This window comes from Chloroflexota bacterium, from assembly GCA_023475225.1.
GTDB lineage: Bacteria > Chloroflexota > UBA6077 > FW602-bin22 > JAMCVK01 > JAMCVK01.
This window is the reverse complement of sequence record JAMCVK010000002.1, coordinates 18,672-41,114: the sequence shown is the minus strand read 5'-3', so window position 1 is coordinate 41,114 and position 22,443 is coordinate 18,672. Positions and strand designations below refer to the sequence as shown.

The following is a 22,443-nucleotide window of genomic DNA, read 5'->3' as shown; positions in this document are numbered from 1 at the left end:
GACTTTTACGACCCGGAGGATTGAATGGCTCCTCTTTCCACCTACCGTCCGGTGATCACCAGCAGACGGGCGATGGCCGTTTCTGACCATCACCTGGCTACTCAGACAGCCATAGATATTCTCAGGAAGGGTGGCAACGCCATGGATGCGGCCATCGCGGCCGCGGCTGTATTGGCCGTCGTTAAACCCTACGCCTGTGGCCTGGGTGGTGATCTCTTCCTTCTTTTTTACGGGGCTAGGGGCGGCAGGGTGCTGGCCCTCAATGCCAGTGGCCGAGCACCCTCTGGGGCTGATAGGCAGTGGTTTTGGGAGAGAGGTTATAAAGATATTCCTTCCACTAGTGTTCATTCTGTGACCGTGCCTGGGGTCGTGGATGGCTGGGTGACGGCCCTCTCCCGCTTCGGAACTATGAGTTTGGCTGAGGTTTTGCGCCCGGCCATCACCTATGCCCTGGAGGGCTTCCCGGTTTCCGTCCACCTTCATCAGCAACTGTGCAGCGAATGGTTCCGCACCAGAGCCTCCCCTGCCCTTTGGACCCTACTCTGGCCGAATGGCCGACCCCCAGAATCAGGGGACGTGCTAGTGCAAGCCAACCTGGGCAGGAGCCTGTCTGAGATCGCGGCCGGTGGTCGGTCGGTTTTCTATAATGGTGAGATCACCGCGGCTCTGGTGGGATCGCTCCAGAAATGGGGAGGGTCACACACCCTGCAGGACTTCGCTGAACACAGCAGTACCTGGATGGAACCCATCAGCACTACCTATCGTGGTTATCAGATTTATGAGATGCCTCCCAACAGCCAGGGGATAGCCCTTCTATTGCAATTGAACCTCGTAGAGGACATCCCTCTCGAAGACTTGGGTCATAATGCTCCCGGTTATATTCACCTTCTTGTGGAGGCGGTCAAGCTGAGCTTTGCCGACCGCGATAAATATATCGGAGATCCCGATTTTATGGACATTCCTGTGGCGCTGTTGCTTTCTAAGGAGTACGCGGCGCGCCGGAGGAACGAGATCGATCCAGCTTGGGCAGCGGCGCAGGTAGCACCCGGTCAGCTAAGGGGTGGGGAGGACACGGTCTATCTCGCTGTGGTTGATGAAGAGGGCAGCGCTGTTTCCTTGATTCAAAGCATCTTCGATAACTTTGGCTCCGGCCTGGCCGATGAGAAGACCGGCATAATCTTGCACAATCGGGGCAGCTCCTTCAACCTGACGGGGGGTCACGTCAATTGTATCCAGCCCCGCAAGCGTCCCTATCATACCCTTAATCCGGCCATGGGCTTCAAGGATGGGCATCTTTTCCTGGTCTTCGGCACCCCTGGGGCCGACGGACAGACTCAGACGCTGTTGCAGGTCCTCAACAACATCGTCGTCTTTGGAATGGACATTCAGCAAGCTGTGGAAGCCCCGCGCTGGCGTCTGTATCCGGAAAATAGGCTAGGACTGGAGAGCCGCCTGGCGGCGGTGGTGGGCAGGAGGCTGGAGGATCAGGGACACCATATCTTCCTTATGGCCGACTGGGACTTCGATTTGGGAAGCGCTCAAGGGATCATCATTGACCGCAAGAAAGGCGTGTTGTTTGGCGGGGCTGATCCCCGCCGTGAAGCCTACGCTATCGGACTGTAGACCAGGCCAATAAGCGAAAGCCCAGGCAGATACCGAGGAGCAAATCACCCCCCGATGAGGCTCCTACCTGTAAAAGAGCGGCGACCTTCTCCTCCAGGTCGTCCCTTGCCTGGAGGGCGGCTAACACGACCTCCAGTACCGCCTCGGCTACCTCGCCTCGAGCCGCATATCTCAGCTGGTTCTCGCTGACGATGGTAGTACGTCCCTCGACAGCAGCCGCCAGCGAGTGATTGATCGCCCTGATTACCCCTCGCTGCCAACCCCAATGCGTCGCCACCAAGTACATGGTGGCCATTAGCCCTGTAAGCACATCGTCCCCTGATGGCGTCAGTCCCGGCCCTAAGCCGATGAGGGGAGAGGCCAGGGAGGTCAAGGCCGTCGCCTGGAATTCAGGTCGTCTTCGACTGAGAGAAAGCATCCTCTGCATGCCGCCTTGTAAGGCCCTGAGGTGGGGCAGGGCATATTGGGCGATGGTATGGAGTTGTTCCTCCTTGATGCCCTGGAAGTAATCGAAGACGTTGGGTAGCAGTTGTCCTAACCCTGGCTCATCGTTGTATCTTCCCATCCGGCCACAGGTGTCTTGTAGATGGATGAGGGCTTTTGCCGGGTCGGCTGGGGTGGCGGTGAGCCGCAGCTGCCCAGACCAGACGGCTGCCTCTTTGAACGAGATGGCCAGACCGGCCGCAGGTATGAGAAGGCAACTGTCTTTCCTTATGGCCCGCATACCCTCCGCCACCTTGGGGAGCCAATGCTGAAGGCCATCCACGATCAGGCTGGTGGGGCCCCTGTTGAGCCGGGCCAGCACGCCGATCAGAAGGCGTTGGGGCGTGACGAGGTTAAAACTGGTATCGAAAATGCCCTGGATCTCGGCCGTGAAGTTCCCTGCCTGTAGGGTCTCTAAGCCCCTCAGTCCGATGATTGAAGCCCTGAGTATCTGATTCATCATTAAACCCGTGTCACCAGAAGTCATCCGCAACCTAGGTATAGCAGATAGATCATTTCAGGTCAATCATTAGATGAGACTGAGAAGGAGTCCAGATGGTGGATTCTCTCTGACGGCTTATGATTGATAGAAAAAGCGAGAAAAAGAAAGAAATAATGAGATAAATTACCTTCTAGGCGCTCCAACCTCCTAGGACTCATTTGACTGTCGGTAAGAACCGTATGAGAATATAAGAGGACAGTTGTCTAAGGTCAGACGTCTATTAATTAATTTGGGTGGTGTCCAATGCTTGATCTTAAGGTGAAACAGGATCGCCGTCCCCTTTACCTCATCGCCAAAGAACGACTCGAGGCTCTGATTCGTGAAGGGTTTTTCTCTGCAGGGAGCAAGATGCCGCCTGAGGCCGAGTTGGCGGAGCTTTTAGGTATCTCCCGGGCCACCTTGCGAGAGGCCCTGCGCGCCTCTCAACAGGAGGGACTCATCATTCAGCGTCATGGCGTAGGCACCTTCGTGGCCAGCGCTAAGCCAACCATCGAGCGGGGTTTAGAGGCCCTACAGAGCCTGGAGATCCTCGCTGCCAAGAAGGGCTGGAGGTGTGGTACCGAGAAGGTTGTCTTCGAGCAGCGGGCGGCTGATGAGGAGCTGGCCAGCAAAATGGCCATCAAGGAAGGTGAGATAGTCAACGTCGTCTCCCGGGTGAAGACGGCCGATGGGCGACCGGTGGCCTACTTAGTGGATATCCTTCCTGAGGCTGTGGTGCCGCTGGCCGAATTACGGGCCGGTTTTACGGGCTCGGTTTTGGACTTCCTTCTGACGCGTGGTGAACCTCCTATCGATTATGCCTGGACGAATATCATCCCCACGACTGCTGATCGCTTTCTGGCCAAGCAGCTGGGTGTACCTCGTAACACGCTCTTGCTGCTCGCTGAAGAGATTCTGTACTCGGTGGACAACACACCATTTGAGTATTCATTGAACTACCACGTCTGCGATTTCTTCAAGTTCCATTTGATCCGCAGGTTCGTTGATTAGGCATCACCAGGATACCAGGCTTTGCTGATCCGAATCGTGGAGGGCTTTATCGCCCCAGGGATCATAGGGGCAGGAGAGATAAGCCAGAGATGCACGCGCTCGGCGAGATAAGTGCGATGGGAAAAGATCCAGTTGAATCCATATCCCCTCACATCTCGGTGCTGTCTCCATCTCAGATAAACGAGATCCATTCGGCCAGCTTGGAGATCTTGGGGCGTACCGGAGTAAAGGTCTGTGCTGAAGAGGTGGTGGAACTATTACGGGCAGCAGGTGCTTATGTATCCGACGGTCGCCTTGTAAAGATACCTACCTCTCTGGTGGAGAAGGCACTTGATAGCGCCCCGCAGAGGGTGGTCCTCTATAGCCGGGATGGAGAACAGTCTGTACTTTTGGGGGATCGTCAGACCCATTTCGGGATCATGGCTGATTGTCCGGAGACCATCGACCCGTATACGCGGGAGAGAAGAGCGTTCGTAGCAGATGATGTAAGACGAAGCGCTATTGTGGGTGATTACCTTCCGAACATCCATTTCATTGCCACTGCGGGATGGTCAACCGATTATCCGGCAGCAGTGGCCGACCGGGTCGCCTTCAGGCAGATGTTGCTGTATACAAGCAAGCCCATTGGCTTTTGTTGCTTCGATACCCGCGGACTCGCTGATATCCTAGAGATGGCCTCCATCGTTGCCGGTAGCCGTGAGGCGTTACGTCAGAAGCCATTTATCTTTCATTATTCAGAACCCATCAGCCCCTTGACCCATAGTCAGGAGGCTCTGTGGAAGGTCCTCCTCTGTGCCGAGGAGGGCATCCCCTTAGTCTATACCCCAATGCCCATCGCTGGGGCTACTGCTCCAGCTACCTTCGCTGGTACCCTGGCGCTCAATATTGCTGAAACCCTAAGTGGGTTGGTGATCGCTCAACTGAAAAGAGCCGGTTCTCCCTTCATCTTCGGAGGTATTCCGGCACCATTGGATATGAGGACCACCATTTTCCCCTATGGAGCGCCGGAGCTATACCTTATGTGCGCTGCCTTAGCAGACATGGCTCATTATTACAAGCTGCCTATGTTTGGGACGGCAGGGTGTAGTGACGCCAAAATGCTGGATCAACAGGCAGCATTGGAATGCGCTCTATCCTGTCTCATGGCCGCCCTCAGCGGAGCCAATCTTATTCACGATGTGGGTGTGCTCGATCATTGCACCATCATCTCCTTAGAGATAATGGTATTGACTAACGAGATTATAGGCATGATCGACCAGATTATGAAAGGGATAGAGGTGAGCCAAGAAACCCTCGCGCTGGATTTGATCGACAGGATCGGGCCGGGAGGAAACTATCTAGCCGAAGAGCATACAGTAAGGCACTTTAGGAAGTGGTGGATGCCCAGGCTTTTGGACAGAACCACCTATAGAGAGGGACTGAATGTGCCAACTCTGGGGGAGAAGATAAACGAAAAAGTAAAAGAGATACTTGAGAATCATAAGCCCGAGCCATTGCCTGATCACATCATCAAGGAGATCGAATCCCTTAAGCGGCGATGGCTGTCCCAGTGATCTTCTTGGGTACCAATCCTACAGAGGGGAGGTCTTTAAAGATGGCCGAGCAATACGTTGTCATAGCCGAAGTGCGAGAAGTTAGAGGTCAGTGTGCCCTGGGGCATAAGCCGGGCGATGAATTCGAGGTGGGAAAGTATACGCCGGCTAATCTTTGCGCCGCGGCCCACAATGCGATTTATGCCGATGCACGGGTGCTGCGCTTTGGGGGATCACTGCCCTGGGAGGAGTATGGTACGGTCTTGGTGGCCTGTCCTGATGCGGCGAACCCAGTGATCTTTGAGTTGCGCAGGGCTGCTAAGGGTCCTCAAGAATAGAATGCTCTAAAGGGCCTCTGTGCGCGATAGATACGGTTGCTTGCAACTAGAGGATAAAGGGTGTCTCTCCTAGTCAAAGGAAAATATATCCTGACAGGGGTCGGGAAGGCCAAAGCAGAGGAGCTGATCTCTGATGGGGCCGTTTATGTGGAGAAGGGGCAGATAATCGAGGTCGGTCCCTATAATGACCTGGTGGTGAAATACAAGGCGCCTGAGATCGGCTCAACGGCTCATCTGGTCATTCCTGGCCTGGTCAATGCGCACGATCATGGCCGGGGCTTAACCTTGACCCAGCTCGGTATGGCCGACGATCCGCTGGAGCTGCTGCTGTTGGGCCTCAGGGGATCGCCAATCGATCCTTACCTGACCACCCTCTTGGCTGGCATGCAACAGATCGAATCGGGGATAACGACTACCATGCACTGCCCAAGTCCATGTCACCCAAGCACTTTTGAGAGTAATCTGGAGAGGGCTATAGCGGCTTACGAACAATTGGGGCTCAGAGTAGGATTCGCCATCCCTATAAAGAACCAGAACTTCCTGGTTTATGGCGGGGACGATGCGTTCCTTTCATCCCTGCCCATGCCTCTAGCCAGGCAGGCCCGGGCTCTTCTTGAGGAGTTCAGCGTCCCCTCCCCGGAGGAATATTTTGCTATATTCGATCATTTATATCGACGACATATGGCTCGCTATCCCAGGATAAAGGTCCTTTTCTATCCGGTGGGACCACAATGGTGCAGCGACGAGCTGCTTCAGGCGATCAAGGCGCGCTCTAAAGACCTGGGGGCAGGGATTCACCTCCATCTTCTGGAGACGATGTACCAGGGGATCTACGGGCTCAAAAAATATGGCCAATCATTGGTCGAATTGCTGAACGGTTTCGGTTTCCTGGACTCTTCGGTGACCTGTGCTCATTGTGTATGGTTGAGCGAGAGGGATATAGAGATCCTGGCCCACAATAGGGTATCTGTTGTCCATAATCCCAGTTCAAACCTGCGCCTGCGCAGTGGGACGGCACCAGTAATCCGCTTATTAGATAAGGGCGTTAATGTCGCCATCGGGCTGGACGGAATAACGATCGATGATGACACAGATATCCTCCAGGAGATGCGGCTCTGCTGCCGACTGCAAAATTCATCCCCTGGCATGGTTTCTCTCACTTTACGGTCTGAGCAGTCTTTTCGTATGGCTACGGTGAATGGGATAAAGGCCGTTTTGGGCACAGAGAATATCGGCACCATACAGCCGGGGAAGCGGGCTGATCTGGTATTGCTCCGCTTGGAGGAGATTACGGCTATGGCGGTGGATGCGGAACAAAGGATTGTTGAGCTACTGGTGATGCGGGGTAAATCAGCCCATGTTGATACGGTTATCATTGACGGTGAAGTAGTGCTACGAGAGGGGATTTTGACTAAGGTTGACAAAAGGCAAGTACTTGCTGAATTCACTGATGCTCTGCGTTCGGCAGGCGCAACTAAGCAACCGGGTATGGAAGAGCTTGTTACTCAACTTAAGGGGCACTTACGTAAGTACTATGAGGAGTGGGAGAGTTGGAACCCCAATCCCGTGACTAGTAGGGAAGCGGCATATTTTCAATGATGAATATATGTTCCGTAAATGTGGAAAATCAACAACGAGAGGGATATTGAAAAAATGAATGTGAAGGACAGGATCGAGGAAGCTAACAAGAGGGTTCTGGAAATAATTCATAATTCTAATCCGCTCTGGACAGATGTCAGACCAGCACGTGAGGTCATCCCAGGCATGCAGGATAACCTGATTTTGCACGCTGGTCCACCCATCGAATGGGAAAGGATGTGTAGCGCACAGCGCAATGGGGTTATAGGTGCAGTCATCTACGAGGGACTGGCCAGCAGTCGTGAGGAGGCAGAGGATATGGTATCTCGTGGGGAGATCCTTATTGAGCCGTGCCATGAGCACCAGACCGTAGGTTCGATGACTGGCATCACCTCAGCCTCAATGCCGGTCATGGTCGTGGAAGATGCTACCTATGGCAACGCGGCCTACATCTTAGTCCATGAGGGGCCCTCTCGCCAGCGGTTGAGCTACGGTGCCTTTAATGAGGCTGTGCTTCAGAATCTCCGCTGGATCGAGCATACCCTGGGACCAGCCTTAGGCGAAGTTGTGCAAGCGATGGGCGGATTGCCCATTAATCCCATTATCGCCAGGGCCCTCACTATGGGCGACGAATGCCACAACCGGCCGGTGGGGGGCACTTCGCTGTTCATCGTCAAGATTGCACCCTACCTCGTTCGTACTGGTCTGAATAAGGAGACGATCGCCCATATCTTTGAATTCTTAGGTGAGACCGAACATTTCTTCTTTCACCTGGCTATGGCCGGTGCCAAGGCCACGGCCGATGCGGCCAGTGGCGTTGCCTATAGCACAGTGGTCACGGCGATGGCCAGAAACAGTATCGAAACAGGCATCAGGGTGAGTGGGTTGGGTGACCGCTGGTTCACCGGGCCGGCTTCTACCATAGACGGGGTGTTCTTTCCAGGCTACGGATCCGAGGACGCTGAGGCCGATATGGGTGATAGTGCCATCACTGAGACCATGGGACTGGGTGCCTTCGCCCTGGCGGCCTCCCTTTCGATGGTCCAGGCGGTCGGTGATACAACTGCTGATGCCATCCGTTATCAGAAAGAGATGGAGGAGATCACCATCGGGAAGCATAATACCTTTCGGGTACCGATGCTGGACTTCGAGGGTACTCCGGTCGGCATAGATATCCGAAAGGTGGTCGACTCAGGCATTTTGCCTATCATTGATACGGCCATTGCCCATAAAGAGGGTGGACAAATTGGCGTCGGCCTAGCCCGCCCGCCGATGGAGTGCTTCACCAAGGCCTTGCAAGCCCTCGGGGAGGCCGTCCTGGTTTGATGAGGTGTTAGTCGGTGATCGTACGTAGTGTTATCAGGAAAGATAGCTACTTCGACTCGCTCGTGCTGATGCGGGTATCAACGAAGATGCGGGAGATGGAGGGTGTCGAGGATGCTGCCGTGATGATGGGTACGGAAGCGAACAAGCAGTCCCTTCTCAGGATCGGGCTGTTGACGGACGAGATAAAGGCAAGTGGACCGAATGATGTCTGCTTTGTCGTAGGGGCCAAAACGCAGCAGTCGGCCGAGCAAGCCATCGCCCTGGGTGAACGTCTCCTCCTGAGCAGGTATGCTGTCCGTGACAAGAAAGAGGGATTGACTACTGTTAAAACGCTTGGCGCTGCTCTGGCGGCGTTGCCGGGGGCTAATTTGGCCCTGCTCTCTATCCTAGGTATTTTCGTCAGGCGTGAGGCGACAAGGGCCCTCGAGAATGGGCTAAATGTATTTATCTTCAGTGATAATGTCCCTCTGGAGGACGAGATGGTCCTGAAGAGGATGGCTCAAGAAAAGGGGCTGCTGGTGATGGGGCCAGACTGTGGGACAGCCATCATTGGGGGGACGGCCCTGGCGTTTGCCAATAAGGTTCGCCGTGGGGCTATCGGCGTTGTTGGGGCCTCTGGTACAGGTATGCAGGAGGTCACCTGTCTCATCCACCGGCTGGGCGAGGGGGTTAGCCATGCCATCGGCGCAGGCAGCCGTGATGTCAGCGAAGCGGTGAATGGTGCGACGATGCTACAGGGGCTGGCGCTGCTGGAAAGCGATACGGCAACACGGGTCATTGTCCTGGTTTCTAAACCGCCAGCACCAGGGGTGGTGAAGACGATCTTAGAGGCAGTAGGCAGGTGTAGCAAACCAGTCATCATTAACTTCTTGGGGAGTGAGGAGGCTGACATCTCTCGCCAGGGGGCTATCTTCACGGATACCCTGGAGGACACAGCCGTCCGGGCGGTTGTCCTGTTACATGGCAGTGGGGCTAGGGAGGAGCGTTTGGTCAGGAAGAGTCTGCACGCGGAAGTGGCCGGCTGGGCCGGGCTGATAAAGGATGAATACGTTCGCCTTACTGCGGGGCAGACGTGGGTGAGAGGTGTCTTTTCTGGGGGGACCTTCGCCAACGAGGCGGCCCTGATCCTTTCCAAACTGCTGGGTGAGGTCTATACGAACACCAACTTGAGGCAGGCGGTCAAACTCAAGGATGCTCATTTCAGTATAGGGCATACGTGTGTAGATCTTGGTGAGGATGAATTCACCCTTGGGAAGCCACATCCGATGCTGGAGCCCGCCATACGGCGGGATAGAATCCTGGCTGAAGCGGTGGATCCAGGCACTGCCATCATCCTTCTGGACGTTGTTCTCGGTTATGGCGTTCACCCCGATCCGGCTAGCGTCTTAGCCCCGATCATCGTTGAGGCCAAGGAACGAGCCCAAGCAGGGCGGAGGCATCTTCCTGTCATAGTCTCCGTTTGTGGCACGGAAGAAGATCCTCAGTGCAGGTCAATGCAGGTGGCTAAGCTTCGTGAAGTGGGCGCGGTGATAGCGCCCAGCAATGCTGCGGCCACCCGTATGGCCGCAGCCATCGCCTGTCGTGGGCAGCTCCCCTTTTCAGAGGCCGGGTTGAGGGAGGATTGAGCATGTCTACGAAAGAGGATTTACTAACTGCTCAGGTCGTGGTCATCAATATAGGGCTAAGGGAGTTCGCCGAGGCGTTGATGATGCAGGATGTCCCTGTTGTGCAGGTCGAGTGGCGACCTCCTGCTCAGGGTCAGGAGCAGCTGATTCAACTTCTGGACAAGCTATTGTAGATTCCCTGGATTACTGGAGTGCGCCAATACATTTCATACATTACAGAGGAGGTGGACCCAATGATCATCGATTGCTATTGCCACGTCTGGAAAGCCAGTCCACAGGCGCCTGAGGTCTTCATGCACAAGGCTCTGACGCCTGAGGATGTAATCGCGGAGATGGATCGGCACAGGATTGATATGCAGGTCTTGTGTCCCCTTGGGCAGGACCCGGACAACGACTACATTGTTGAGTGTGTCCAAAAGTACCCTAACCGGTTCATCGGCTTCATGGAAGTCAATCCTCGTGACCCCAAGGCGACCCAGATCATCAGGCACTATGCTCGTGAATATGGCATGAAGGGCTTAAAGCTCCACCCAACCATGATGGGGCACCCCATCGCTTCCCATCCTCTAATGGACCCCATCTTCGAGGCCTGTTCTGAAGTTGGGATCGCCATCTACGGGCACTGCATGCACGACTTTTGGGTAAATCCGTTGTCGTATGAGGAGATGGCGCGGACATTCCCCGATGTATCAGTCATCCTTGGCCACATGGGCATCCTCTGGTCGGTCGCCGAAGCCGGAATGGTCGCGCAGCGTAACCCCAACGTCTACCTTGAGACGTCCGTCGTGCCACTGCGAAGTTTGCGTATCGGCCTTCAGATGGCCGGAGCGGAAAAGGTAGTATTTGGAACTGATTGGCCGGCCAACGATTACGATATGCAGCTGGAGATGATTCGGCGGGCAACGAGGAATGAGGCTGAGTTCAAGTTTGTTGCTGGTGAGAATCTGGCGCGCTTATTAAAGATCTCTTAGTGCCGGGGAGGCTTATGATGTCGGGCTACGATATCCTGTTGAGGCATGGGCGTCTGTTAGACCACCAAGGTCTCTACGATGTTGCTCTTCGTGATGGGCTGGTGGCCGCAGTGGGTCTGAACATCGAAGGCACCGCCCGGGAGACCTATGATGTTGACAGCAGACTGATCCTGCCGGCGTTCGTGGATTCTCATGTTCACCTGGACAAGGCCTTTCTCGCTGATGAACCCAATATTGACAGATCCACCAGGGCAGGCTTTTTCGCCACGTTACGAGAGTTCAAATGTAATGAGAAGACTGAGAATATCAAAGCACGGATGCGGCGGGCACTTGAACAGGCGAGCTGTTATGGTACCACGACAATGCGAGCGCAGATTGACGTGGACAACTTTGTCGGTCTCCGTGGGTTCGAGGCAGCCCTGGAGCTCCAAGAGGAGGTGGCGGATTGGATGGATCTACAGCTCGTTGCCTTTCCACAAGAAGGCATCGTGCGCAGCAAGGAGTTGGAGGAAGCTACCAAAGAGTGCCTGCGGCTTGGGGCCGACGCCGTTGGTGGAGGCCCCTCTTTCGACACTGGCAGCTTTCAAGAACATCTGGACGCTGTATTTGCCCTCGCGGAACAATTCGATTGCGACATTGACCTGCACACTGACCTTAGCGTGCCGCCAGGCTGTCCGCCCGAGAAGTGGGAGCTGGCCTACGTTGTCCAGAGAACGCGCCAGATCGGCTGGCAGAATCGTGTCACAGTGGCCCATATGCGCGCGGTAAGCATCCTGCCCGCAGACCAGGTGAAACGGGTCATTGATATACTGCTAGAGGCTGGAATCTTTCTTACTGTGGCTCCGGGGGCGGAGCTGAATACAGCTAAGGCTTGGTCCGTGCCACCGGCGCGTGAGATCAAAGGTGTGATGACCGACCTGGAGGCCTTGATCCTGGGAGGCGTAAACGTTAGCTACACCACGGGGCACGTACGGGATCCATTCAATCCCTATGGAAATGCTGATATGTTGCTCGAAGCAATGGTCCTGACGTGCGCCCGTAATCTCGGCGAACCAGTCATAGCGGGAACCCACGTACTCAAACTGGGAACTGAGAATCCAGCGCGCGCAATCCGGCTGTCACCTGGCTATAGTGTGGAGCCGGGATGCCAGGCTGATTTACTGGTCATCGATGCTGAAGACCCATCGCTCGCTGTTCGTCACGTAGCTGATCGTCTTCTTGTTATGAAAGCGGGCCGGGTGGTGGCACAAGAGCGTAAGCCGAGATCGATCACGAAACGTCTGCCAGAGGTGTGGCCAGGATATTCCCGCGAATCTTAGGCTGGTATTAGGTAAGGAGGTTTGGTTTGGAGCATTGAGAAGAAACCTGCCAAGTGAGAAAGAGTGCTGAAGCTTTGAGGGAATATGTTGGTGAACCCTCACCGCCGGAATGGAGAAGACCCCAAAAGGAGGTCAAGAGATGGAGAAGATTCCAAGACGGAGAAGAGTACAGAAGGAGGTCAAAATGAGTGCCTGGGCTAAGCGACTGGGCATACTGATCGTGATGATGTTAGTGGCTATCGGGACCACGGTAGCCTCGTGCCTTCCGGCTGCAGAAGCCCCTACCGTAACTCCCACTAAAGGGCCACCAGTAGGCGTGCCACGGCCAGGCGGGACGCTAATCTTCGCCGTTGACGCTGTAGCGGATTCACTCGAGCCGGCCACCTGGCAGGCGTGGGGGAATATGCTGGCGAGCGATCTCTTATTCGACACCCTGGTGCAGAGTCGAGAGGAGGGCAAGATTACACCAGGACTGGCAGAGTCATGGGAAATCTCGCCAGATGGGCTCGTTTATACCTTTCATCTCCGCCGCAACGTCAAGTTTCATGATGGCTCGCCGTTCACCGCTGAGGCGGTAAAGATTAGCTTCGAGCGCCAGTACATGAAGGATCATCGGTACAACACCCCGATGCTGTTTCAGTCTGATCAATTCCTATGGGCGATTAAGGAGATCAAGGTTCTTGACGACTACACTGTGCAGCTAGTACGCAAAGAACCAAGCGGTGGACAGTTGCGCCAGTTGACGCATATGGCTGCCTCGATCGTAAATCCAGTCACCTTGGAGAAATATGGAAAAGACGAGGCGCCGCGGCATCCTATCGGTACGGGGCCATTTGTCTTCGAGGCATTCCGCCCGAACGAGCTGGCGATGAAGGCCAACCCCGACTACTGGGGCGGGCGGCCCTACCTGGACAGGGTCATCATTCGGGCGATAGCAGACGATGCGTCACGGGTTGCAGCCTTGGCGGCCGGCGAAGTGGACGCAACGATTTTCCTGCCGGCTGATTTCTACAAGCAGGTACAGCAGAACCCCAAGCTGCGACTGCAGTTCGGAGCATCGCTCAGCGTGACGTATCTGGGGTTCAACTGCAAGGACCCGGTGCTGAGCAACCAGAAGCTACGTCAGGCGCTAAGTTATGCTGTAAACCGGAAGAATGTTATTGACGTTATCTACGCCGGCCAGGCAGTGCCAGCGTTGGGGTTCATCCCACCGGCCATATTTGGCTACGATCCTAATCTAAAGAGCTATGCCTACGACCCTAAGAAAGCCAAGGAGCTGTTGGCTGAAGCAGGCTATCCCGGTGGCCTCGAGTTGACGTTGACCAGCCAGTCGGAGATCCACTGGCCCAAGCTTGCTCAACTGATTCAGAGCGACCTGGCCGCCATTGGCGTCAAAGTCAACATTGAGACGCTTGACAGTTCGGCATTCTGGGGGAAGGTTGGTGCCAACAAACACCAGATGTTCATCAATGACTGGGCTGGTATCTACCGTGACCCGTATGGCTACATCGTGCCAAACTTTACGTCTGGGGCGGCTCGAGCCAAGCAACGGTTTGGCTATGGTAGTCCCGACGTTCTGGATCCGATGGTTTGGAACGCCGTGCGCGAGGCGGATCCAGACAAAGCTTTGAAGCTGTGGACGGCTGTCCAAGAACGACTCTTGCTCGACGCACCAGCAGCCTTCCTTGTTTACTACCCTGTGCCGATTGTGACGAATGCGAGAGTACAAAACTTCAGTACTTACGGCGCTGCAGGTAAACGGCTTTACCTGGACAAGGTATGGTTGGAGAAATAGCCACTGGGGTTTGTATGGCCAATACGGTGCTATCCTCCCCAGGCAAGGTAGAGGCGGTGTAAGGGAATGCAAGTGGCTGAATCAAGTCTTGCGACTGGTCGGATGGACGCTAGGACAACGCGCCTCGAGCAGAGTCGTCCGCAACAGTTTGGGCGCGCTCTGTGGGTGATCCTGGGTGGCGATCGTGTGTCAGCTTGCGCGGGATTGGTCGTGTTCACCCTGGTTCTGACGGCGATTTTTGCGCCAGTGATCAGCCCGTATGATCCACTTCAAATTGATCTGCCCAATAGATTACAGGCGCCAAACTGGGACCATTGGTTAGGAACTGACGACTTCGGCCGAGACATGCTCAGCCGAATCATCTTCGGTACTAGACTGTCGCTGCTCTCAGGTGGCTTGTCTGTGCTCATCGCTCTGGCGGTCGGCCTTGTCCTGGGCATCGTTTCCGGTTACTTCGGCGGCATATCAGACAGCCTCATAATGCGCTCAATGGACGTGCTACTCAGCTTTCCGGCGATCTTACTGGCCATCGTAGTCATGGCTCTCCTAGGGCCAGGTCTGTCTAACGTCATCATCGCTGTAGGAGTCTCGCAGGTGGCAATATTCGCTCGGCTAGCACGTTCGATGACGCTCTCGATACGGGCGAACGAGTACATTGAGGCCGCCATAAGTGTCGGTGCCGGCACTCGTCGTATCTTGGCACGCTACATATTGCCCAATATTGTCACACTGATGATGGTCCAGGCGACCGCTACTTTGGGTTCAGCCATTGTTATGGCCGCTTCATTGAACTTTCTGGGGATGGGGGTTCAACCGCCCACGCCCGATTGGGGGGCGATGGTTAACGAAGGACAAAAGTTTATGTTCCAGCATCAACATATCCCTTTATTTCCAGGACTGGCCATCGCCTTGGCGGTGCTAAGCCTGAACTTGTGGGGTGATGGCCTACAGAAGATGCTGGACCCGGCCCTCAGAGGCCGGCTGTAGGAAAGGCTGCCATGACGACCTACATTCTGCGCCGCTTGTTGTGGCTACCGCTCGTGCTCTTCGTCGTCAGCCTGCTGGTCTTCGTGGCCATGCATCTGGCGCCCGGCGATCCGGTGGATATTAAGACTCAGCAGTTGGCCTCAGAAGAAGCTATGGCGCGCCTTCGGATTGAGTGGGGTCTTGACCGACCCATGCATCTGCAGTTTCTGACTTTCCTTAGCTATGCCTTGCGAGGCGATCTCGGTCGCTCATTTGCTGGTGGTGTGTCAGTAACTGAACAGATCGCAGCCAGATTTCCAGCAACTGTTGAGCTCGCTGTGGCAGCGCTATTCATCAGTACGGTTGTTGGCATCCCGCTCGGCATTGTTTCGGCCATTCGGTCAAATTCCGTCGTTGATTATGCAGGTCGAGTGTTTGCACTACTCGGTATCTCCATCCCACTCTTCTGGTTTGGCATAATCATGATCATAGTATTCGGCGTCACGTTGCAGTGGTTGCCTGTCAGCGGGCGCTATGATGCCCGAACGCTATATGATCTCAGGACGGTGACTAACTTCTATCTGATTGATAGCGTTTTGAACCTTGATGCTAATGCCTTCACGACGACCTTGCGTCACCTAGTGATGCCAGCGATGGCGCTGGGTCTGTGGTCGGTGGGGATCATCACGCGAATGACCCGGGCCTGTATGCTAAATGTCCTGGCTCTGGACTATGTTCGCACGGCGCGCAGTAAAGGCCTCATTGAGCGCATAGTCGTCATGCGCCACTGTCTGCCGAACGCGATGCTGCCAGTCATAACTCTGATCGGGCTCCAGTTCGGGGCCAATCTAGGTGGGGCAGTGATCACCGAGACCGTTTTCGCTTGGCCCGGCCTGGGCAAGTTATTGGTCGATTCTATCCGCCTGCGTGACTACCCTCAGGTACAAGGTAGCGTGCTTGTGTTGGCTAGTGCCTACGTGTTCATCAACCTGGCTGTAGACATCCTGTACGCCTATCTCGATCCCCGGATTCGCTATGGCCGTGAATAGTTTGGCCTTTGCACAATCCAAGGCAGTGACACCATGCGAGGTGAATAGATGATCGATCAGTGCGGCTCTGTGACCATGTCCACAGTCAAAAGAGTCCACATGCTCAGGACTCAGGGCGGTGTTGTGTTGACCAAGGTTGGGGAGGGGAACGTCATCATGAATGAGAACACGATCAAACGAGTTCAGCGAAGCTACGGCCATCGGACGTTGGGCATGGTAATATTTGGGCAGGCGCCTCGAAACGACGTATTACCTCAAATGATGCCTTTCTTGCCGCCGGATGTGACTATTCGCCAGTTGGGCGCGTTGGACAACCTGGACCTAGCTAAAATTGCAGATCTTGTACCTCGTTCAGGTGAGTACGTCCTGCTAACCCGGTTACGAGACGGTCGAGCTGTATACGTAGCTGCTGAGCGCACCCTCCCGCTGGTACAGAACTGCTTAGACCGACTGTCAGGTGAGGGCGTGAACCTGGTGATCCTCCTGTGCACCCGTGAATTTCCAGCGCTGCACACGGATGTGATCCTCATTGAGTCTAGTCGCCTGTTGCCTGGCATCGTAAGAGCTCTATCTCCCAAACATCTGGGGATCATGGTTCCCCTTCCGGAGCAAATAGGCTATGCCAGATCTCAATGGGAAACTTTGGAAGCCAGCTTGGCCTTCATCGCCTGTTCCCCCTACACCGATGAGCAGGCCGTGGCTGCGGCTGCCAGGGAATTGGCTAAGCAGTCTCTGGATTTGGTTGTGATGGATTGCATGGGCTATACCCTGAACCACAAAAGAATTGTTGTCGAGGTAACGCAACGACCGGTTCTGCTAGCCACCTCGGTACTGGCCCGCATCACTGGCGAATTGCTGGGCTAGCCGGTATCGAATTATTAGCCAGGACATGCCGCTGGGCCAAATGATTATGGAGGCTCGAAGCCAATGTCAACATCGACGAACAGCGACAGTAGCGCTTACCCACATCACGCCTATTGCCCCACGGTTCGGGGTACGAAGGTGATGGTCGCCTCGGGCCACGCTCTGGCGTCCCTGGCGGGAGCGAGAATTCTGGAACGTGGTGGCAATGCCATCGATGCAGGAGTGGCGGCGGGGATCTGCCTGGCAGTCACTCAGCCTGATATGGTTAGCTTCGCTGGGGTCGCCCCAGTAATGATCTATCTGGCCGAGAGTCGCCAGGTGGTTACCGTCGACGGCGTGGGTGTATGGCCGCAGCGTGCCACCATTGCTTACTTTCAAGAGCAGGCCGGGGGCGTTATCCCAGAGGGGGTGCTGCGAACTGTTGTCCCGGCTGCACCGGATGCCTGGATTAGCGCACTGTCCACATACGGTACGATGACCTTCGCTCAAGTATCAGAAGACGCTATCCGATTGGCAGCGGAAGGGTTTCCGGTTCATCGTCTCTTAGCACAGCGTGTTGCCGAAAGTGTTGAAACTTATCGACGCTGGCCCAGTTCGGCGGAGGTCTTTCTGCCGGCGGGGCGCCAACCGTCTGAGGGTGAGGTCTTCGTCCAGTCGGATTTGGCCCGCACACTGCAAATCATAGCCGATGCGGAGAGTGCGAAGTCGTCTAGGGGCCGGCTGGCGGGGTTGCAGGCTGCGCGCGACGCTTTCTACCGGGGTCCTATCGCCAAGCGTATCGCCGAGTTCTTCGCAGAGCAGGGTGGATTACTCACCCCGGATGATATGGCAGGCTTCCAGGTGCGGATTGAGCCTCCCGTCAAGGTCCCTTACAAGGGCTACGAGGTCTACGCCTGTGGGCCTTGGTGCCAAGGACCAGTCCTGTTACAAGCCTTAAGAATACTGGAGGGCCTGGAGTTTTCTAGGCTGAAACATAACAGCGCCCAGTACATCCACTGGATCGTCGAAGCGCTCAAGCTAGCGCTCGCCGATCGCGAGGCGCACTATGGTGATCCTTGTTTCGTCGATGTGCCTCTAGATACGCTACTGTCTGAAGAGTACGGCGCTAGGCAACGGCTGAGAATCAAGCCCGATCAAGTCTTCCCACAATTGCCTGCATCCGGCTTGTCCAGCTCTTATGGTGGAAGGATCAGCGCTTTCAGTCATCTGTCTGAACTGGATGGAGAGGGCGCCCCCACAGCACCCTACGATACCAGTTACGTCTGTGTTGTAGACTCTGCTGGAAACGCTTTCTCAGCTACACCTAGTGACCTTAGCGCAGACATCCCCATAGTGCCGGGTACTGGATTGGCGGTGTCTCCACGGGGTTCTCAGTCTTGGCTTGATCCAAATCACCCCAGTGCGCTAGCGCCTGGCAAACGACCGCGCCTCACCCCCAATCCAGCTATGGTTTTCCGAGAAGGCCGACTATACATGCCTTTTGGTACCCCTGGTGGCGATGTTCAGTGCCAAGCAATGTGTCAGGTTTTCCTTAACCTGGCTGAGTTTGGTATGAGCCCACAGCTGGCAGTGGAGATGCCCCGTTTCGCTACCCTGAGTGCTCCGAACAGCTTTTGGCCACACAGGGCGCGACCTGGCGTAATCGCGCTCGAGGCAGACATCCCAGCAGAGACAATCGCTGGCCTGGTGGAGCGGGGCCATAAGGTTGAGCTTTGGAAACGCGCCGACTGGGAAGCTGGGGGTGTCTGCCTGATCACCGTCGATCCCCAAAGTGGAGTGCGAACTGCCGGGGTCGACCCCCGTCGTGAATGTTTTGCCATCGGGTGGTGAGAGCTGACAAGGAGAAAATATGGAAGGGGCCTTCTTGTCTCCGGCGAGACCACGGTTCAAAGTGCTCTCAACTAATCAAAAGCCCTTTTGCTTGCTAGGCAGACAAATTTGCAAGGAGGGATGGCAGGTATGCGACTGCGAGATAGAGTGGCGATAGTGACGGGTGCGGCTTCCGGCAATGGCCGAGGAATTGCTCTCCGGTTTGCGGAAGAGGGTGCCAAAATCGTTGTTGCCGATCTGAACCTGTCTGGCGCTGAGGAAACGGTCCAGATGATCAAGTCCCGAGGCTCGGAAGCAATTGCGGTTCAGACTGATGTAACATCAGCGGCAGACATTCAAAGAATGGTGCAAGCTGCGTGCGATCACTTTGGTCACATCGATATTCTGGTCAACAACGCGGGCATAAGTCCCGTGGGCAGCGTGACTGAGATCAGCGAAGAAGAGTGGGATCTGGTCATCAGCGTTGATTTGAAAAGCGTTTTTCTGGGTTGCAAGTACACTATCCCAGTGATGATAGAGCGTGGCGGTGGTTCAATTATCAATATCGCTGGCACGCTCGGGTTGCAGGCAGCAGCAAGAAAAGCGGCCTACTGCGCTGCCAAGGCAGGGGTCGTCAACCTGACACGACAAATGGCGATTGATTACGGCCGGGACAATATACGCATCAATTGTATCTGTCCCGGCTTTGTGGATACTCCGCTTACCGCTAGTTTCTCTGATGAGGCGCGGAGGCGGCTGCTTGCTCGATTGCCTATTCCCAGGGTGGGACAGGTGGAGGACATTGGAAACGCCGCCGTTTACTTAGCCAGCGATGAGGCTTCCTACGTGACTGGCTTGTGCCTCGTGGTCGATGGTGGGCAAACTCTGGGCATCCCGGCGCGCTGATTCAATCGTAGTTATGAGAGCGTTGAATATCTCCCCCAAATCCGCCGAAGGCGGATTCAAGGTTGTCCTTCCTGCGGAAGGAGGGGCTTTTTTGTGTTCTGGGGCACATCCCCAGATCCGCCGTCCGCCGAAGGTCCGCCTTCGGCAGATGCCCTCCCTGGAACCCCCGTTAGTCAACACCTTAAGCTATCTCCCTTGATAGTCAAAAGCGATTGGTGTATGCTGGAAGGGATGATGACTTAAGGGGAATAGGAAATGGGGGATATTTTAGACGAGGCTGCCGCTCTCGTGCAGTGTAAGGAATGTCCATGGTACAGATCCTGTGTGGTGCCCCTCCGTTTCAGTGCTGAGGACCTCCGTAGGCAGATGCAGTCGGCTATACCGGGAGCCTTCTCTCCAGAGAGCGGATTGGGCATGCCCCAGTTTTTAGCCAATCTGGCTTCGGCCGCCCAGCACTCCCTTCTGGAGGGCTGTCCTATCTTCATTGAGCGGCTGCGGAGCAGTCCCAGGTTGGCTGAGCGCATCAAGAAGTTGATGCAGACCTGGGGGATGGAGAGCGATGATGCCGAACCAAAGAAGTGAGCTCATCCGACGGTGTAACGTCGAGGTTAATCGGGGAAGGTGTACCTGCACCTACGAGCCCTGCGAACGGAAGGGCTTCTGTTGTGATTGTATCGTTTACCATCGTCACTATGGTGAATTGCCGGGTTGCCTCTTTCCAGCAGAGGTGGAGAGAACCTACAACCGCTCCATAGCCCGATTTGTAGAGGTCTATGGCCGAAAGGTCTAGTCATACGTGGCATCCTAGCCCTCCCCTGGCTATCCTACTGGTCGCTCTTCTGGGGGTGGCCTGTGTTCCGCTGCCATCAGCCACGGCTACGCCAGCGCCCGTTCGCAGCCCAACACCCATATCCTATCCGCCGCTTACTCCCAGTCCCACCCCTCGTCCCTCGGTCATTCCTACCCCCACACCTCTCGGGCATATCCCTTTGCCTCAGCCACGGATGGCCGGGCCACTATCCCTGGAGGAGACCATCGCCAAGCGACGCTCAATGCGCAGCTATTCTCCCTGGGAGCCCTCACTGGCGGAGATCGCTCAGCTGTTATGGGCTGCGCAAGGCATCACTGATAAAAGAACAGGCTTTCGCGCTGCCCCCTCTGCCGGGGCGTTATACCCGCTTGAGGTGTATGTAGTCACACGTCAGGCGGTCTACCGCTATCTAGCGAATAGCCATGCGCTGGCCAGGGTAAAGGAGGGGGATGTCCGAGAAGCGTTATGCACGGCTGGTTTATCCCAGGAGCCCATTCGGGAGGCGCCTCTAAGCATCGTGATCACAGCTGTCTACGAGCGCACCAGGGTCAAGTATGGCGAACGGGCGGAGAGGTATGTGCTGCTGGAGGCCGGGCATGCGGCCCAGAACATCCTCCTCCAGGCGGTCTCTCTGGGTTTGGGCGGGGTGCCCATCGGGGCCTTTTACGATCAGGAGGTACAGGAAGCTATCGGTTGCCCCAGCCACCACCGGCCGCTCTACATTATCCCTATCGGCCGCCCCCGTACTGGCAGTGCCCTCATCTCCTTATCCCCTTCTCCCTAGGGAGAAGGGGGGAATAGGGGCTAGGGCGGAGCCCTAGAACCCTCCAAGGAGGGTGTACCCTCCTCGACCTCCCCCTTTGTCCTGCGGGGCAACGCCCTCATCCCCTGCCCCCTTCTCCCTTCTTAGGGAAAAGGGGGGATGAAGGTTTGGGGATACCCCAAACCCCAGCAGAGGAGCAAAGCCCCTCTGCACACCCCATTCTGTGGGAGGAGGGGGGAATAGAGGCTGGGGGTACCTCAAACCCCAGTCTGCCGAAGGTCCGCCTTCGGCGGATGCACCCCCCATTCTGTGGGAGGAGGTCGGTTAGGGTGGAACTCTAGGGCCCTCTTGACTAGGGAACATATCCTCTGGGGGCGCAGCTTATTGTATCCCGGATAGATCAGAACTCCTATCTAGAGCCCCTTTTCCAATTCTTCGATGAGGTGCAGATATTCGTGATGTTTTCCTTCGCCTATCCGTTCCCTTTCGATCTCTTCGTACTTTTCCAATAGCTCCCGCACCTCCTCTGCGGAAAGCATTCGATCCGCCATAGGGTAGAGGACGTTATCCTCTTTGTAGATGTGGGCATTGAGGAGTTTGGCGTAGCCCCGCGCGTTGTCTATGATAGCTCCCCTGGCCGTCTTATCGCCGCGGGCATACCTTTCAACGCCCTCAGCGAGGGACCTGACGAAGCGGCGCCCTTCGTCGTGCTCGAGGAGCATCACCCCTATGGGGCCACCCTCCCTGGGTAGGCCGTGCTTTTCGAGGGCGGGGAAGAGGGTATCCTCCTCCTTGCCGTGGTGACATTTATCAGCGAAGGTCCTTATGAAATCTAGCGACTTCATAAGGCGTTCTGGGGGCACCTCCTCGTCCATTTCCAGCTTGGCGGCTGTGGACTCCAAGATCCGCAACATTCTCTCTATGACGCGGTGTTCCTCTTTGAGAACCTCTGTAGCTGACATCTTCTCAACCTCCTTTTCCGCAACGGGGGTATGGATGGAGACGGTGTTATGGTGTATTATGTGGATGTTGAACTTGGCTGACCCTATCCGTGGTTCGTTTGGGTGTCTCCTGAGTTAAATTATAGGTGGTGGTATCCGATCTGTAAACGTTCAGGGATCTGCCCTCGTTTGACAAGCATCGCTACAGTATGTATAATGTAGCTGCAGGGTTGGCCACAGTACGCATATCTC

The 22,443-nt window shown here is 55.5% G+C and carries 21 protein-coding genes; 19 read left to right on the top strand and 2 right to left on the bottom strand.

The window, feature by feature from the left end; all coding sequences use genetic code 11:
* The first annotated feature begins 24 nt into the window (after positions 1 to 24).
* Complete coding sequence (gene ggt / locus M1136_00270; GenBank protein MCL5074074.1) at positions 25 to 1,623, top strand: gamma-glutamyltransferase; 1,599 nt, start codon at positions 25 to 27, stop codon at positions 1,621 to 1,623.
* On the opposite strand, the gene M1136_00265 is transcribed toward ggt, so the two are convergent.
* Positions 1,610 to 2,569 (bottom strand): DUF2877 domain-containing protein, encoded by a 960-nt coding sequence (locus M1136_00265; GenBank protein ID MCL5074073.1) that lies wholly within the window; start codon positions 2,567 to 2,569, stop codon positions 1,610 to 1,612. The two genes, ggt and M1136_00265, sit on opposite strands and share 14 nt — an antisense overlap.
* A 282-nt stretch (positions 2,570 to 2,851) precedes the next feature.
* Here M1136_00265 and M1136_00260 point away from each other — a divergent pair, with 282 nt between their 5' ends.
* From M1136_00260 to M1136_00175, 18 genes are all read left to right on the top strand, one after another.
* Positions 2,852 to 3,598 carry a GntR family transcriptional regulator gene (locus M1136_00260; GenBank protein ID MCL5074072.1) on the top strand — a complete coding sequence of 249 codons (747 nt, stop codon included), beginning with the start codon at positions 2,852 to 2,854 and terminating at the stop codon, positions 3,596 to 3,598.
* Between the two features lie 89 nt (positions 3,599 to 3,687).
* Positions 3,688 to 5,151: a trimethylamine methyltransferase family protein gene (locus tag M1136_00255; GenBank protein ID MCL5074071.1), complete on the top strand. Its 1,464-nt coding sequence runs from the start codon at positions 3,688 to 3,690 to the stop codon at positions 5,149 to 5,151.
* A gap of 41 nt (positions 5,152 to 5,192) precedes the next feature.
* A complete protein-coding gene (locus M1136_00250; GenBank protein ID MCL5074070.1) occupies positions 5,193 to 5,468 on the top strand; it encodes a TIGR04076 family protein in 276 nt (91 codons plus the stop codon).
* Positions 5,469 to 5,528: 60 nt separating this feature from the next.
* A complete protein-coding gene (locus tag M1136_00245; GenBank protein ID MCL5074069.1) occupies positions 5,529 to 7,067 on the top strand; it encodes an amidohydrolase family protein in 1,539 nt (512 codons plus the stop codon).
* Between the two features lie 54 nt (positions 7,068 to 7,121).
* The gene (locus M1136_00240; GenBank protein ID MCL5074068.1) at positions 7,122 to 8,372 is read left to right on the top strand and encodes a DUF1116 domain-containing protein; all 1,251 of its coding nucleotides are present in this window, start codon (positions 7,122 to 7,124) and stop codon (positions 8,370 to 8,372) included.
* Between the two features lie 14 nt (positions 8,373 to 8,386).
* A complete protein-coding gene (gene fdrA / locus M1136_00235; GenBank protein MCL5074067.1) occupies positions 8,387 to 9,997 on the top strand; it encodes an acyl-CoA synthetase FdrA in 1,611 nt (536 codons plus the stop codon).
* A 2-nt stretch (positions 9,998 to 9,999) separates the two neighbouring features.
* Positions 10,000 to 10,170 (top strand): hypothetical protein, encoded by a 171-nt coding sequence (locus tag M1136_00230; GenBank protein MCL5074066.1) that lies wholly within the window; start codon positions 10,000 to 10,002, stop codon positions 10,168 to 10,170.
* Positions 10,171 to 10,230: 60 nt separating this feature from the next.
* Positions 10,231 to 10,968 carry an amidohydrolase family protein gene (locus M1136_00225; GenBank protein ID MCL5074065.1) on the top strand — a complete coding sequence of 246 codons (738 nt, stop codon included), beginning with the start codon at positions 10,231 to 10,233 and terminating at the stop codon, positions 10,966 to 10,968.
* A gap of 14 nt (positions 10,969 to 10,982) precedes the next feature.
* Complete coding sequence (locus tag M1136_00220) at positions 10,983 to 12,287, top strand: amidohydrolase family protein (protein ID MCL5074064.1); 1,305 nt, start codon at positions 10,983 to 10,985, stop codon at positions 12,285 to 12,287.
* A 139-nt stretch (positions 12,288 to 12,426) separates the two neighbouring features.
* The gene (locus tag M1136_00215) at positions 12,427 to 14,082 is read left to right on the top strand and encodes an ABC transporter substrate-binding protein (protein MCL5074063.1); all 1,656 of its coding nucleotides are present in this window, start codon (positions 12,427 to 12,429) and stop codon (positions 14,080 to 14,082) included.
* 72 nt (positions 14,083 to 14,154) lie between these two features.
* The gene (locus M1136_00210; protein MCL5074062.1) at positions 14,155 to 15,069 is read left to right on the top strand and encodes an ABC transporter permease; all 915 of its coding nucleotides are present in this window, start codon (positions 14,155 to 14,157) and stop codon (positions 15,067 to 15,069) included.
* A gap of 11 nt (positions 15,070 to 15,080) precedes the next feature.
* Complete coding sequence (locus M1136_00205; protein MCL5074061.1) at positions 15,081 to 16,097, top strand: ABC transporter permease; 1,017 nt, start codon at positions 15,081 to 15,083, stop codon at positions 16,095 to 16,097.
* Positions 16,098 to 16,145: 48 nt separating this feature from the next.
* Positions 16,146 to 16,961 (top strand): AroM family protein, encoded by an 816-nt coding sequence (locus tag M1136_00200; protein MCL5074060.1) that lies wholly within the window; start codon positions 16,146 to 16,148, stop codon positions 16,959 to 16,961.
* A gap of 63 nt (positions 16,962 to 17,024) precedes the next feature.
* Positions 17,025 to 18,791, top strand: a complete 1,767-nt coding sequence (locus tag M1136_00195) for a gamma-glutamyltransferase family protein (protein ID MCL5074059.1) — start codon at positions 17,025 to 17,027, stop codon at positions 18,789 to 18,791.
* Between the two features lie 129 nt (positions 18,792 to 18,920).
* A complete protein-coding gene (locus M1136_00190; GenBank protein ID MCL5074058.1) occupies positions 18,921 to 19,676 on the top strand; it encodes an SDR family oxidoreductase in 756 nt (251 codons plus the stop codon).
* Positions 19,677 to 19,931: 255 nt separating this feature from the next.
* Entirely contained in the window at positions 19,932 to 20,258 is a 327-nt protein-coding gene (locus tag M1136_00185; GenBank protein MCL5074057.1) for a hypothetical protein, read from the top strand.
* Positions 20,239 to 20,466 (top strand): DUF6485 family protein, encoded by a 228-nt coding sequence (locus M1136_00180; GenBank protein MCL5074056.1) that lies wholly within the window; start codon positions 20,239 to 20,241, stop codon positions 20,464 to 20,466. The genes M1136_00185 and M1136_00180 overlap by 20 nt, the downstream gene beginning before the upstream one ends.
* Positions 20,450 to 21,271, top strand: coding sequence for a SagB family peptide dehydrogenase (locus tag M1136_00175; GenBank protein ID MCL5074055.1), 822 nt, complete (start codon positions 20,450 to 20,452; stop codon positions 21,269 to 21,271). Before M1136_00180 ends, M1136_00175 begins: the two co-directional genes overlap by 17 nt.
* A gap of 392 nt (positions 21,272 to 21,663) precedes the next feature.
* On the opposite strand, the gene M1136_00170 is transcribed toward M1136_00175, so the two are convergent.
* Entirely contained in the window at positions 21,664 to 22,212 is a 549-nt protein-coding gene (locus M1136_00170; GenBank protein ID MCL5074054.1) for a hemerythrin domain-containing protein, read from the bottom strand.
* Between the last annotated feature and the right edge of the window lie 231 nt (positions 22,213 to 22,443).